9 protein-coding genes and 1 pseudogene are annotated in these 13,633 nt (G+C 58.6%); 4 read left to right on the top strand and 6 right to left on the bottom strand.

Annotated features, from left to right (window positions below; genetic code table 11):
* The first annotated feature begins 199 nt into the window (after positions 1-199).
* A complete protein-coding gene (locus RRU01S_RS14160) occupies positions 200-1,381 on the top strand; it encodes a M20 aminoacylase family protein (RefSeq protein WP_045230916.1) in 1,182 nt (393 codons plus the stop codon).
* A 59-nt stretch (positions 1,382-1,440) separates the two neighbouring features.
* Here RRU01S_RS14160 and RRU01S_RS26205 read toward each other — a convergent pair whose 3' ends face one another.
* On the bottom strand, positions 1,441-1,584 hold the full coding sequence (locus RRU01S_RS26205) for a hypothetical protein (protein ID WP_165572230.1): 144 nt from the start codon (positions 1,582-1,584) through the stop codon (positions 1,441-1,443).
* 267 nt (positions 1,585-1,851) lie between these two features.
* On the opposite strand from RRU01S_RS26205, the pseudogene RRU01S_RS14155 reads away from it, so the two are divergent.
* A pseudogene (locus tag RRU01S_RS14155) lies at positions 1,852-2,007 on the top strand (FAD-dependent oxidoreductase); the annotation flags it as partial.
* Here the strand turns inward: RRU01S_RS14155 and RRU01S_RS14150 are convergent.
* Entirely contained in the window at positions 2,008-2,982 is a 975-nt protein-coding gene (locus RRU01S_RS14150; RefSeq protein ID WP_045230914.1) for a threonine ammonia-lyase, read from the bottom strand. It abuts the pseudogene before it with no gap.
* A gap of 114 nt (positions 2,983-3,096) precedes the next feature.
* Entirely contained in the window at positions 3,097-4,530 is a 1,434-nt protein-coding gene (locus RRU01S_RS14145; RefSeq protein ID WP_045230951.1) for an aldehyde dehydrogenase family protein, read from the bottom strand.
* A 311-nt stretch (positions 4,531-4,841) separates the two neighbouring features.
* Here RRU01S_RS14145 and RRU01S_RS14140 point away from each other — a divergent pair, with 311 nt between their 5' ends.
* Positions 4,842-6,002 (top strand): fumarylacetoacetate hydrolase family protein, encoded by a 1,161-nt coding sequence (locus RRU01S_RS14140; protein ID WP_045230913.1) that lies wholly within the window; start codon positions 4,842-4,844, stop codon positions 6,000-6,002.
* 81 nt (positions 6,003-6,083) lie between these two features.
* Here RRU01S_RS14140 and acs read toward each other — a convergent pair whose 3' ends face one another.
* Positions 6,084-8,042 (bottom strand): acetate--CoA ligase, encoded by a 1,959-nt coding sequence (gene acs, locus RRU01S_RS14135; protein ID WP_045230950.1) that lies wholly within the window; start codon positions 8,040-8,042, stop codon positions 6,084-6,086.
* A 236-nt stretch (positions 8,043-8,278) separates the two neighbouring features.
* On the opposite strand from acs, the gene RRU01S_RS14130 reads away from it, so the two are divergent.
* Positions 8,279-8,986, top strand: coding sequence for a DUF1013 domain-containing protein (locus RRU01S_RS14130; protein WP_045230912.1), 708 nt, complete (start codon positions 8,279-8,281; stop codon positions 8,984-8,986).
* A gap of 73 nt (positions 8,987-9,059) precedes the next feature.
* On the opposite strand, the gene pyc is transcribed toward RRU01S_RS14130, so the two are convergent.
* Complete coding sequence (gene pyc / locus RRU01S_RS14125) at positions 9,060-12,521, bottom strand: pyruvate carboxylase (RefSeq protein ID WP_045230911.1); 3,462 nt, start codon at positions 12,519-12,521, stop codon at positions 9,060-9,062.
* A gap of 120 nt (positions 12,522-12,641) precedes the next feature.
* On the bottom strand, positions 12,642-13,379 hold the full coding sequence (locus tag RRU01S_RS14120) for a helix-turn-helix transcriptional regulator (RefSeq protein WP_045230910.1): 738 nt from the start codon (positions 13,377-13,379) through the stop codon (positions 12,642-12,644).
* Positions 13,380-13,633: the final 254 nt, after the last annotated feature.

Below are 13,633 nucleotides of genomic sequence, written 5' to 3'. Positions count from 1 at the left end.
TGGCGGCCGCTTTATAAAAAGAGCGGATGCCGCCTGAGATATGGAATGATTAAAGGCGCTTTCTGTTCCATGCCACCTGTCGCCGTTTCGTGCAAGCGCCGATATGCCTGTACGTGTCGTGCCTTCCGTTGATGGGTCCGTCCTGTTATTAGAAAACGTGCCTCCATGCCCCTCCTGACATAGGCTACCGGACCCGACCATGACGATACAGCCCAGCACCCTGAATGCTTTTTCCAACCATATGCCGGACGTGAAAGCGATCCGTCATCACCTGCATCGGACGCCGGAAATCGGGCTCTCCGAGTTCAAGACATCGGATTTCATCGCCGCGAAACTGGAAGAGATGGGGTATGAGGTGACGCGGGGCCTTGCGGGAACGGGTATCGTCGCCACTTTGCGAAACGGTGAAAGCGGACGCTCCGTCGGCATCCGCGCGGATATCGACGCGCTGCCCATTCATGAAGAGACCGGTGCGGATTATGCCAGCCAGAACCCCGGCGTCATGCATGCCTGCGGCCATGATGGGCATACGGCCATGTTGCTGGGTGCCGCGAAGATCATCGCCGAGCGGCGCAATTTCGACGGCACGCTGCATCTGATCTTCCAGCCGGCGGAAGAAAATTTCGGCGGTGCGCGGATCATGATCGAGGACGGTCTGTTCGAGCGCTTTCCCTGTGATGCGGTGTTTGCGCTTCACAATGATCCCGGCCTGCCCTTTGGGCATTTCGTGCTGCGTGATGGGCCGATCATGGCGGCGGTGGATGAGTGCAAGATCACTGTCAACGGTTACGGCGGCCACGGTGCGGAGCCGCAAAGTGCGCTGGACCCGATCGTTGCGGGTGCCAGCATCATCATGGCGCTGCAAACCATCGTATCGCGCAACATCCACCCGATGACGCCGACGGTGGTGACGGTGGGTGCGTTTCATGCCGGGATAGCCAGCAATGTCATTCCCGAAACGGCAGAGATGCTGCTGACGATCCGCTCGTTCGATCCGCAGGCGCGCGACGAGTTGGAAAAGCGCATCCGGCTGATCGCCGAAGGGCAGGCGGCAAGCTATGGAATGCGTGTCACGCTCGATTATCAGCGCGGCTATAATCCGACCGTCAATCACACGCGCGAAACCGATTACGTCACCGATCTCGCAACCCGTTTTGCTGGCGCCGACAAGGTGGTCGAGATGCCGCGTCCGACGATGGGGGCGGAGGATTTTGCCTATATGCTGGAAAAACGGCCGGGCGCTTATTTCTTTCTCGGGTCAAAGCGCACGGATAACGACCCGCCGCTGCACCATCCGAAATATGATTTCAACGACGATATCCTGCCGATCGGCACGGCATTCTGGGTGGAACTTGCCGAGGATTATTTAAAGGCGGAGTGAGCAGCAAAGAAAAAAGCTTCCCAGTGGGAAGCCTTTTCATGTGATCCGGTCGGGAGGGGTCAGGGGACCAGACCGAAGATGACCGCTGCGACAAAGGCAAAGCACAATCCGACAATGGCGGTGTGGAGTGTGGCTTGCCAGCCGTTGGGCTGTGCAGGCGATGGCGTAAAATCTTTGATTTTTCCAGCCTTGGAATAAGACATCGCATCCTCCCTCGTGAACGTTTGACCGGATCATCCGGTCCTGTTCGCTCGACCAAGAGAATATCGCTATTTCCCAGTCTTTCTGTAGAGATAAATTTCTATATGTTGGCCTCATCGGGGAAAATACAGATCGCGACTTGCCTCCCAACACGCATCGATCTACCCGATCTGTTGATAGCAACGCGCAACCACACGTCCGGTTCAACACAAAATTAACGTTTGGACGAATTGGCAGATATCGACGTCACCATCATCGCAGCAGGGGATCAGATTTCACGACCCGATGATCCGGCCGCCGATTTTCGCATCGACGGGCCGGAGGTGCATGGTGTCAGCGGTCTCGTCAATCTCTTCGGCATCGAAAGCCCGGGGCTGACGGCGTCTCTCGCCATGGCCGAAGAGGTGTTTTTCCGTCTCGGCTGATCAGGCAAAGCGCGACAGTGCCGAGGCCATTATGCTTGGATCGACATTGCCTCCGGACGCCACTGCGATCACCGTTTCCGTTCCCAGTTCCGCGCCGTGAAAAAGCGCTGCCGCCAGCGCGACCGCGCCACCGGGCTCGACCACCACCTTCAACCGCAGGAAAGCCAGCACCATGGCGCGCAGCGCCTCGTCTTCCGTCACCGCAATGCCGCTGCCGCAGCGCGTTTTCATGAGGGGAAAGGTGATGTTGCCGGGTTGAGGTGTCACGATCGCATCGCAGATGGAGCCGGACAGCGCTTTATTCCGTTCGATATTGCCTGACGCCAGAGAGCGGGCAACATCGTCGAAGTGTTCCGGTTCGCAGGGCCTGACGGTATATCCCGGCGTTTTGGCTTCCAGCGCGAGCGCAATGCCGGATGTCAGCCCGCCGCCGCCGCAGGGCACGAGGACATCTGCCGCCTCGATCCCGTATTCGGCACCCTGTTCGGCAATTTCGAGGCCGACCGTTCCCTGACCGGCGATGACCAAAGGTTCGTCATAGGGCTTGATGAGCGTCAGATTGCGCTCCTGCGCAAGCCTCGCGCCGATGGCGTCGCGATCTTCGTTGGCGCGATCGTAGAGAACTACCTCGGCACCGAAAGCCCGGGTGTTGTCGATTTTGATCTTCGGGGCATCATGCGGCATGACAATGACGGAGGGAACGCCGTGCAGAGCGGCTGCAAGCGCCACGCCCTGCGCGTGATTGCCGGAGGAAAAGGCGATGACGCCGCGGTGGCGCGCGTCGGGCTCGATGCCCGAGACGGCAGACCATCCGCCCCGAAACTTGAACGATCCGGTGCGTTGCAGGCATTCGGCCTTCACGAAGATTTTTCGACCGGCGATGTCGTCCAGGAAGGGCGATGACAACAAGGGAGTGCGAATTGCCTTAGAGCCGATGCGCTGACGCGCGGCCTCGATCATCGAAATATCTGTCATGCTGTTTCCGTCTGCTCATGGTCTTCGCAAACCAGCATAAGCAGAAATCGGGATCGTGAAAGAGGCAAAAAAATCCCCGGACGGTGCCGGGGATCATTTTTTCGATCAGTTCGATCAGGCCAGCGTGTAGGCGGTTTTCACCGTGGTGAAAAACTCGCTGGCGTAGCGACCCTGTTCGCGAGGACCGAAGGACGACGCTTTGCGGCCGCCGAAGGGAACGTGGAAATCCACGCCCGCTGTCGGCAGGTTGACCATGACCATGCCGGCTTCCGCATTGCGCTTGAAATGCGTCGCATGCTTCAGGCTGGTGGTGGCGATGCCGGAGGACAGGCCGAACGGCGTGTCGTTGGCAGCAGCCAGCGCCTCATCGTAATTCTTGACGCGGATGACGGCGACGACGGGTCCGAAGATTTCTTCCTGCGAGATGCGCATGCTGTTGGTCGCTTCGGTAAACAAAGCAGGCTGAAGGAAGAAGCCGGGCGTGTCGCGCTTGAGGACTTCACCACCGAAGGCAAGCTTTGCGCCCTCTTGCTTGCCGATTTCGATGTAATCGGTGTCCTGCTTCAGCTGCTTTTCATCCACGACCGGGCCGACATGGGTGTTCTTGTCCAGCGCATTGCCGACATTGATCTTGCCCAGACGCTCGGTCAGTGCCGCCACGAACTTGTCATGGATGCCTTCGGTGACGATGAGGCGCGACGATGCCGTGCAACGCTGTCCGGTGGAGTAGAAGCCGGAGTTGGCGGCGGCCTCGACGGCAACGTCCAAATCGGCGTCATCCAGAACCACAAAGGGGTTCTTGCCGCCCATTTCCAGCTGGAATTTGCGGTTGAACGGCAAAGAGGAGGCGGCAACGCGCTGGCCCGTGCCGGTGGAACCGGTAAAGGTGATGCCGGACAGATGCGGGCTGTCGAGCATGGCCTGACCGACGACCGAGCCGCGACCCATGACGAGGTTCAAGACACCCTTCGGCAGGCCTGCGCGGTGTAGAATGTCGACGATGGCCCAAGCGCAGCCGGGAACAAGATCGGCAGGCTTGAAGACGATGGTGTTGCCATAGCAAAGTGCCGGGGCAATCTTCCAGGCCGGAATGGCAATCGGGAAATTCCACGGCGTGATGATGCCGATGACGCCGAGCGGCTCGCGGGTAACTTCGACGCCGATATTCGGGCGCGCCGACGGAATGACCTCACCGGCAAGACGCAGGGCTTCGCCTGCAAAGAAATCGAAGATTTGCGCAGCACGGATGGTCTCACCGATGCCTTCGGCCAGAACCTTGCCCTCTTCGCGGGCCAGCAGCGCGCCAAGCTCTTCCTTGCGGGCGAGAATTTCATCGGCGGTTTTTTTCAAGATGGCGTGGCGTTCCAGAATGCCGGAGCGCGACCATGCCGGAAAGGCTGCCTTGGCGGCATCAATCGCCTGCTTTGCGTCTTCGGCGCTGGCCTGCGCGTAAAGGCCGACAACCTCATTGGTATCGGACGGATTGATGTTTTTCGAAGTCTCGGCTCCGATCCACTCGCCGCCGATAAGGTTTTGATGGATGCTCATGAACATGCTCCCTTTCACGCTGAAGCGGCCTTATACGCGCCACTTCGCCTTTTATGAACGACCTTCCGGTCATCGATTGATGACGCGACATCACAGAATTCGCTGTCGCCGCACGCGATAATCCCATGTCATATGATCTCTTGACGAAGGCAAGCATATGACAGGATCGTCAAATAATGTCCATCGACATCGATTGGAGACTGTGACTTCGGTAAATTCAAGCCTCACGCGTATGACTATAAATATTGTGGTTGTCATACATTCGCGCGAGTCGGTACTATGGCCGCATCATCACAAACGGGAGGAAGCGTGTGGCTGATAGAGAGATTCTCGATGCGACCTTGATTTTGCCTGAGGACCACGAGCGCGCGGTTCTGATCGGTCGCGTCTGGTCGAAATCAGACGATGGTCCGTGCCCGGTTTTTTACAAGGACGGTGTGCTTTACGATCTGTCGACGCTGGCGCCCACCGTTTCGGAGCTGCTCGAGAAGCCGGATCTGGTCGCGTCGCTGTCGTCGGTGCTGGAGTTCCCGGCGCTTGGAACGCTGGATGCCTTTCTGGACGGCTCAGCCGGCGAGTTGCTGGCGCCCAACGATCTCCAAGCCGTGAAGGCCGCCGGTGTGACCTTTGCGGATAGCATGCTAGAGCGCGTCATCGAGGAGCAGGCGAAGGGCGATCCGCTGCGGGCGCAGGATATTCGCCAGAAACTGGCACCTGTCCTGGGCGATAATCTGAAGGGCGTGGAGGCGGGCTCCGACAAGGCCGCCGAGGTCAAGGCGCTGCTTCAGGAGATGGGTCTGTGGTCGCAATATCTCGAGGTCGGGATCGGCCCGGATGCCGAGATATTCTCCAAGGCGCAGCCCATGTCGTCGGTCGGCTGCGGTGCGCTGATCGGTGTTCACCCGAAATCGCAGTGGAACAACCCGGAGCCGGAGGTGGTGCTGGCGGTGACCTCGGAGGGTCGCATCGTGGGTGCCGCGCTGGGCAATGATGTGAATTTGCGGGATTTCGAGGGGCGATCGGCGCTGCTGTTGAGCAAGGCCAAGGACAACAATGCCTCCTGCTCCATCGGTCCATTCATCCGGCTGTTTGACGACAGCTTCACGCTTGAAGACGTCAAGGCAGCTGATATTTCCCTGTCCGTTAAGGGCAAGGACGATTTTAGCATGACCGGCGTCAGCGCCATGCGGGCCATCAGCCGCTCGCCGGAAAATCTGGTCTCGCAGCTTTTGAACCGCGACCATCAATATCCCGATGGCGCCGTGTTTTTTCTGGGAACGATGTTTGCACCGGTCAAGGACCGTCACGGGCCGGGCTTGGGCTTTACCCATGCCAAGGGAGATCGGGTGGAAATCTCGTCGCCGAGGTTGGGCAAACTCATCAACTGGGTGGCCAGCACATCGGAGTGCCCGCCATGGACGTTCGGCACGGTGGCGCTGATGCGCAATCTGTCAAAGCGGGGATTGCTCTGATTTTATCGGATTTCACCCGAAAAAACACCCGGCGACCGTAAAGTCGTCGGGTGTTTTTGTGTGATGGCAAAAGCCTGCTCTTTACGCCGCCTTTGCCCTATTCTGCCTGTTCTCGATGAGATCATCGACGACGGCGGGGTCTGCCAGTGTCGATGTATCCCCCAGCGCGCCAAAATCATCCTCTGCGATCTTGCGCAGGATGCGGCGCATGATCTTGCCCGAGCGGGTCTTGGGCAGGCCCGGCGAGAACTGGATCTTGTCAGGCGTGGCCACAGGGCCGATCTCGTTGCGGACATGCTTGACCAGTTCAGCGCGCAGCGCATCGTCTCCTGTCTGGCCTGCCATCAGCGTGACATAGCAATAGATGCCCTGTCCCTTGATGGCGTGCGGATAACCGACGACGGCGGCTTCGGAGACCAGATTGTGCGAGACGAGGGCTGATTCCACCTCCGCCGTGCCGAGGCGATGGCCGGAGACGTTGAGAACGTCATCGACACGACCGGTGATCCAGTAATAACCGTCCTCATCGCGACGGCAGCCATCGCCGGTGAAGTATTTGCCCTTGTAGGTTGAGAAGTAGGTTTCGATAAAACGCTGGTGATCGCCATAGACCGTGCGCGATTGCCCCGGCCAGCTGTCGGCGATGCACAGGTTTCCGTCGGCTGCCCCTTCCAGCACCTTGCCCTCGGCATCGACCAGTTGCGGCTGGACGCCGAAGAAGGGGCGGGTGGCCGAGCCGGGCTTGAGATCGGTCGCACCCGGCAGCGGCGTGATCAGAATGCCGCCGGTCTCCGTCTGCCACCAGGTGTCGACGATCGGGCTCTTATCCTCGCCCACCACATGGTAATACCATTCCCACGCCTCCGGGTTGATCGGCTCTCCCACCGTGCCGAGAAGGCGCAGGCTGGAGCGCGAGGAGCGTTTGACGAACTCGTCGCCAGCCCCCATCAGCGAACGAAGGGCCGTCGGGGCCGTATAGAAGATGTTGACCTGATGCTTGTCGATCACCTCCCAGAAGCGGCCCTGATCGGGGAAGTTCGGCACGCCCTCGAACATCAGCGTCGTCGCACCATTGGCCAGTGGCCCATAGACGATATAGGAATGGCCCGTCACCCAGCCGACATCGGCCGTGCACCAGTAGATATCGCCATCATGGTAGTCGAAGACATATTCATGCGTCATCGACACATAGACGAGATAGCCGCCTGTCGTGTGCAGCACGCCCTTGGGCTTGCCGGTGGAGCCTGACGTATAGAGAATGAACAGCGGGTCTTCCGCCTTCATCTTCACCGGCTCGCAGTGTGGTTTAACCGAGGCGATTTCCTGATGGTACCAGAGATCGCGGCCCGGTGCCCATGTGGTCTTGCCGCCGGTGCGGCGCACCACCAGCACCTTGTCGACCATCACCTGCTGCTTGGCGGCGATGTCGATGGCCTTGTCGGTGTTGTCTTTGAGCGGGATCGGCTTGCCGCCGCGCACGCCCTCGTCGCAGGTGATGACGAAGGTGGACTGACAATCGACGATGCGGCCCGCCAGCGCATCGGGCGAGAAGCCACCGAAGACCACCGAATGCACCGCCCCGATGCGGGCGCAGGCCAGCATCGCATAGGTGGCTTCCGGCACCATCGGCATGTAGATCGTGACACGGTCACCCTTCTTGACGCCGTGCTTCTTCAGCACATTGGCCAGACGACACACGGCATCGTAAAGCTGGTTATAGGTGATCTTCCTGTCGATATAGGGATTGTCGCCCTCCCAGATGATCGCGGTGCGCTCGCCATGGGTCTTCAGGTGACGGTCGATGCAATTGTAGGAGACGTTGGTCAGCCCATCCTCGAACCACTTGATCGGGACCTTGCCCTTGAAGGATGTGTTCTTCACCTTGGTGTAGGGCTTGAACCAGTCGATCCGCTTGCCATGCTTGCCCCAGAACGTCTCCGGGTCCTCCACACTCTCACCGTACCATTTGAGATAACGGTCGTTGTCGATCAGCGTGTGCTTCTTGCTGGATTTGGAAACCGGGTAGATTTTGGCAGACATGAATTCCTCCTCAAGGCCGTCTCGTCTTTCATGGTTACCGGAGAACTCCTTCTCTCCAGTCATGTGCCAGATTCATAGCAGTTCGGTGACCTCAGGCAATTAGACAAAGGTCATTTGTGTCGCAAAGAATTGCAATTCTGATGCAATCCGGTTATAGACCGCTCATATCCCGGAAATTAGTGGTTTAACATCCACGTCCCGCGCCCCCGGAGCGGACGGACAGAAGGACTGTATCTATGGCTCAAACATTGCTCATGCCGAAAGCGACGGCCGTCTGGCTGGTGGATAATACCGCATTGTCGTTCGAGCAGATCGCCACGTTCTGCAAACTGCACCCGCTGGAAGTCAAGGCTATCGCCGATGGCGAAGCGGCGCAGGGCATCAAGGGTCTCGACCCGATCTCGACCGGACAGCTGTCGCGCGACGAGATCGCCAAGGCCGAAGCCAATCCTGCCCACAAGATCAAGCTGTCCGAACCAAAGGTTCGCGTGCCGGAATCCAAGCGTCGTGGTCCGCGCTACACGCCTGTGTCCAAGCGTCAGGATCGTCCCAACGCCATTTTGTGGCTGGTGCGCAATCACGCCGAATTGAAGGACGCGCAAATCTCGCGTCTCGTCGGTACCACCAAGTCCACCATCGAACAGATTCGCGATCGTACGCACTGGAACTCGGCCAACCTGACACCGATGGACCCTGTGACACTTGGTCTCTGCAGCCAGATCGATCTCGACCTTGAGGTCGAACGCGCATCGCGTGGCCGCCCACTGCCAACTGCCGAAGAGATCGACGCAACCTTGCAGCCAGCCGCAGCCACCGAAGGCCTTGGCTACAAGTATGAGCGCGAAGAAGAAAAAGAAAAAGAAATCGACGCCAACGCCGTTTTCGCCAAGCTCAGCTCGCTCAAGTCTTCCCGCAAGGATGACGACGAAGACGACACTTACTGATTTCTTTTTTTAAAGACCAGAATAGACAAAGCCCCGGCATCAACCGGGGCTTTGTTCGTTTCAGGGGCTGGGTTTACTCGCCGTAAGCGATCAGCAAATCCTTGGCATCGATCTGATCGCCGGGTTTGACCAGCACCTCGGCCACCTTGCCGTCGCGCTCCGCATGAAGCGCCGTTTCCATCTTCATCGCTTCGATGGACACAAGCACATCGCCAGCTTTCACATCCTGTCCTTGGTTGACGAAGACGCGGGAAATGACGCCCGGCATTGGCGCGCCGACATGGGCGGCATTGCCGGGTTCGGACTTGCGGCGCACGGCGGAACCGGATGCGCCATGGGCGCGATCCGGTACCTTGATGCGACGCGGCTGGCCGTTGATTTCGAAGAACACCGTGACCATGCCCTTGTCATCGATGCCGGAAGACGCCTGATTGACGATGACAAGCGTCTTGCCGCGCTCGATATCCGCAAAAAGTTCTTCACCATCCTGCATGCCGTAGAAATAGGCGGGCGTCGGCAGAACCGAGACCGGGCCGTAGGTTTCAGAGGCCAGCGCGAAATCGGTGAAGACCTTCGGATACATCAGGTAGGAGGCAAACTCGAAATCATCGACCGGACGCTCCAGCTTGGTTTCGATCTCCTTGCGCTCGGCATCCAGATCGGCATCTTCCAGAAGCGAACCGGGACGAACCGTATAGGGCTGCTCGCCCTTCAACGCCTTTTTCTGGATAGCCTGCGGCCAACCGCCCGGTGACTGGCCGAGATCACCCTTGAGCATCGAGACGACCGAATCGGGGAAGGAGACTTCCTTCTCCGGGTTTTCGACATCGGCCACGGTCAGGTCCTGCGAGACCATCATCAACGCCATGTCGCCAACGACCTTGGAAGACGGTGTGACCTTGACGATATCGCCGAACATCTGGTTGACGTCGGCATAGGTCTGCGCCACCTCGTGCCAGCGGCTTTCGAGACCCAGCGAGCGGGCCTGTTCCTTGAGATTGGTGAACTGGCCACCCGGCATTTCGTGCAGATAGACTTCCGAGGCCGGTCCCTTGAGATCGCTCTCGAAGGCCGCGTACTGGCCGCGCACGGCTTCCCAATAGAAGGAAATGCGGCGAATCCATTCCGTATCGAGACCCGTGTCGCGATCGGTGCCCTTCAGCGCTTCCACGATGGAGCCGAGGCATGGCTGCGATGTGTTGCCTGAGAGCGCATCCATCGCCGCATCCACGGCATCCACACCCGCCTCAACTGCCGCAAGCACGGTGGCTGCAGAGATGCCGGACGTATCATGCGTGTGGAAGTGGATCGGCAGGCTGGTCGCTTCACGCAGCGCCTTGAACAGAACCCTTGCGGCAGCAGGCTTCAGCAGACCCGCCATGTCCTTGACGGCGATGATATGCGCGCCCGCCTTTTCGAGTTCGGCAGCGAGGTTGGTGTAATATTTGAGGTCGTATTTCGGGCGGGCAGAGTTTAGCAGATCGCCGGTATAGCAGATGGTCGCTTCGCAGAGCTTGTTCTCTTCTGCGATCGCGTCCATCGAGACGCGCATATTCTCCACCCAGTTCAGGCAGTCGAACACGCGGAACAGATCGACGCCGCCCTTGGCCGCCTGACGGACGAAATATTTGACGACATTGTCTGGGTAGTTCTTGTAGCCGACGCCATTGGCGCCGCGCAGCAGCATTTGTAGCAGCAGGTTGGGCGCGCCTTCACGCACCAGCGCCAGACGCTCCCACGGGTCTTCGGTCAGGAAGCGCATGGACACGTCGAAGGTCGCACCACCCCAGCATTCCAGTGACAAAAGCTGCGGTAGGGCCTTGGCGTAGACGCTGGAAACGCGAGCAATGTCATGGGTGCGGACGCGGGTTGCGAGCAGCGACTGGTGGCCGTCGCGCATGGTCGTATCGGTGACCAACACACGCTTTTCATTGCGCATCCACTCGGCAAAGCCCTTTGGACCGAGCTTGTCGAGGAGCTGCTTGGTGCCGTCGGGTGTCGGCTGGTCGATATAGGGCACGATGGGTGCCGGTGCATTGGCGGCAGGCTTGACGCGACCCTTGGTTTCGGGATGGCCGTTAACGGTGACATCGGCCAGATAGGTCAGAAGCTTGGTCGCACGGTCCTGGCGTTTGACCTGCTCGAACAGCTCCGGCGTCGAATCGATGAAGCGCGTCGTGTAGGTATTTCCGACAAAGCTCGGATGGCTGATGATGGCTTCGAGAAATGTCAGGTTCGTCGCCACGCCGCGAATACGGAATTCGCGCAACGCACGGTGCATGCGGGCAATGGCCTCGTCCGGCTGCGGTGCCCAGGCCGTGACCTTGACCAGCAACGGATCGTAATAGCGGGTGATGATCGCGCCCGAATAGGACGTGCCGCCATCCAGACGAATGCCGAAACCGGACGCCGAGCGGTAGGCGGTGATGCGACCGTAATCGGGAATGAAATTGTGTTCCGGGTCCTCAGTGGTGATACGGCACTGAAGCGCATGTCCGTTGAGGCGAATGTCCTTCTGCGCCGGGACGCCGGATTCCGGCGTACCGATGGTCTCGCCTTCGAGGATGTGGATCTGCGCCTTGACGATATCGATGCCGGTGACGACTTCGGTGACCGTATGCTCCACCTGAATACGCGGATTGACCTCGATGAAATAGAATTTTCCGGTATCGGCATCCATCAGATACTCGACCGTGCCAGCACCGACATAATTGGTGGCGCCTGCGATCTTCAGCGAGTAATTGGCCAGTTCCTGACGGCGTTCTTCCGACAGGTAAGGGGCTGGGGCGCGCTCGACCACCTTCTGGTTACGGCGCTGGATGGAGCAGTCACGCTCGAACAGATGCACGACATTGCCGTGGGTATCGCCGAGAATCTGGCTTTCCACATGGCGGGCGCGTTCGACCAGCTTTTCCAGATAGACCTCGTCCTTGCCGAAGGCGGCCTTTGCCTCACGCTTGGCTTCTGTTACCTCGCGGGCAAGGTCTTCCTTCTTGCGGATGGCGCGCATGCCGCGACCGCCACCGCCCCAGGATGCCTTGAGCATCACAGGATAGCCGATCTCCTCGGCCATGCGCTCGACCTCGGCCATATCGTCGGGCAGCGGCTCTGTGGCTGGAACGACGGGAACGCCAACGGAAATGGCGAGATTGCGCGCGGCCACCTTGTTGCCGAGGCGACGCATCGTATCGGCGGTCGGCCCGATGAAGATCAGACCCGCCTCGTTGCAGGCCTCCACGAATTCAGGGCTTTCCGACAGAAGGCCATAACCGGGATGGATGGCGTCGGCACCCGAAAGCTTGGCGACGCGAATGACCTCCTCGATCGACAAGTAGCTCTCGATCGGTCCCATGTCTTTTGCCAGATGCGGGCCGCGACCCACTTGATAACTTTCATCGGCCTTGAAGCGATGCAGCGAAAGTTTGTCCTCTTCAGCCCAGATCGCGACCGTTTTTATGCCAAGCTCGTTGGCGGCACGGAACACACGGATCGCAATCTCCGAACGATTGGCGACAAGGATTTTCGATATTTTCAAGACGGCCTCCCAAACCTCGCAAGCAAATGCATTTGCTGCATTGCGAAATTAAGCAGTAAATGCAGCGCTTGGAAAGGGCGTTTTTGTCCTCGTCCGTACGGATCGCTCATGGAGCGAAATTTACGAGATAATGCCGTGACGAAGTGCAAGGGCCACAACATGCTGACGATTTTTGGCGTCGAGCTTGCGCTGTATGCCATTGATGTACCAGTCTGCCGTATGGCTTGAGATCGACAGTGTCTTGCCGATTTCAGGTGATGTCTTGCCTTGCGCCAGCAGCATCAACACGTCCAACTCGCGACGCGTGAACTGGGTGATCGACAGGTCGGGAATGGACAGCAGGTCGTTGGATTGGCCTGCAAATTCCAGCAATCGCCAGAACGCCACGCGCATGGCCGTGTCGATGATGAAGAGTTCGGAATCGGAAAACAGCCGCCCTTCGCCCAAAATGAAGGAGCCACCGAGCAATCCGCTGCGCCCATGGACGGGGAAGGCATAGGCTTCGCGCAGGCCGAACCGGGCAGCATCCTGAAACAATTTGGCGGCACGTTTTCGCTGGGTTGCCTGCGGCAAGAGACCGACGACATCACGACAGCGAAACGGTTGATGCAGAAGTCCGAAGGACCGCTTGACCGGATCAATGCCACCGTATTTTTTTTCGACGTAAACTTCCCGCCAGCCCTCCGGCAGATGATCGGCCAGAACGTTTCCCGTCAGCGTCAGGTCGTCGGCATCACGGCGCACGACCCTGTAATATTCATAGCCAAGGCTGCGGGTCAGTTCGTGGAAAATGGTGAGGAACTGGTGCTCCGTTGTGGCCTCGCTGCACACGGTCAAAAACTGAAAAACATTGTGCATTGAAGCTGATACCCTGGAATAAATAAAACAACCTCTAACTGTTGAGAGGGGCGATGAGCCCTGAAACACGCGTGTCACGCGGGTTTATCACCAGCGTTACGTTGTTCCCAATATGGTTAGCAATATTTAAAGCTGTAATGCCAATTGTTGTATTGTGTCCGCATTTTTTCGACAGTCAACCAAAACGACACACATATGCGGCAATTGACGCGCGTAAGGCCCAATTTTGAGACTAAAGTCTCGGTGGCAACCGT

The organism is Agrobacterium rubi TR3 = NBRC 13261, from assembly GCF_000739935.1.
Taxonomy (GTDB): Bacteria; Pseudomonadota; Alphaproteobacteria; order Rhizobiales; family Rhizobiaceae; genus Agrobacterium; species Agrobacterium rubi.
This window is presented reverse-complemented; position numbering and strand designations above follow the sequence as displayed.

Excerpts from the sequence above, each read along its gene's own strand:
- RRU01S_RS14145 (WP_045230951.1), bottom strand. The coding sequence starts at position 4,530 with ATGAGCATCCATCAAAACCTTATCGGCGGCGAGTGGATCGGAGCCGAG.
- RRU01S_RS14120 (WP_045230910.1), bottom strand. The coding sequence starts at position 13,379 with ATGCACAATGTTTTTCAGTTTTTGACCGTGTGCAGCGAGGCCACAACG.
- RRU01S_RS14130 (WP_045230912.1), top strand. The coding sequence starts at position 8,279 with ATGGCTCAAACATTGCTCATGCCGAAAGCGACGGCCGTCTGGCTGGTG.
- RRU01S_RS14150 (WP_045230914.1), bottom strand. The coding sequence starts at position 2,982 with ATGACAGATATTTCGATGATCGAGGCCGCGCGTCAGCGCATCGGCTCT.
- RRU01S_RS26205 (WP_165572230.1), bottom strand. The coding sequence starts at position 1,584 with ATGTCTTATTCCAAGGCTGGAAAAATCAAAGATTTTACGCCATCGCCT.
- acs (WP_045230950.1), bottom strand. The coding sequence starts at position 8,042 with ATGTCTGCCAAAATCTACCCGGTTTCCAAATCCAGCAAGAAGCACACG.
- RRU01S_RS14160 (WP_045230916.1), top strand. The coding sequence starts at position 200 with ATGACGATACAGCCCAGCACCCTGAATGCTTTTTCCAACCATATGCCG.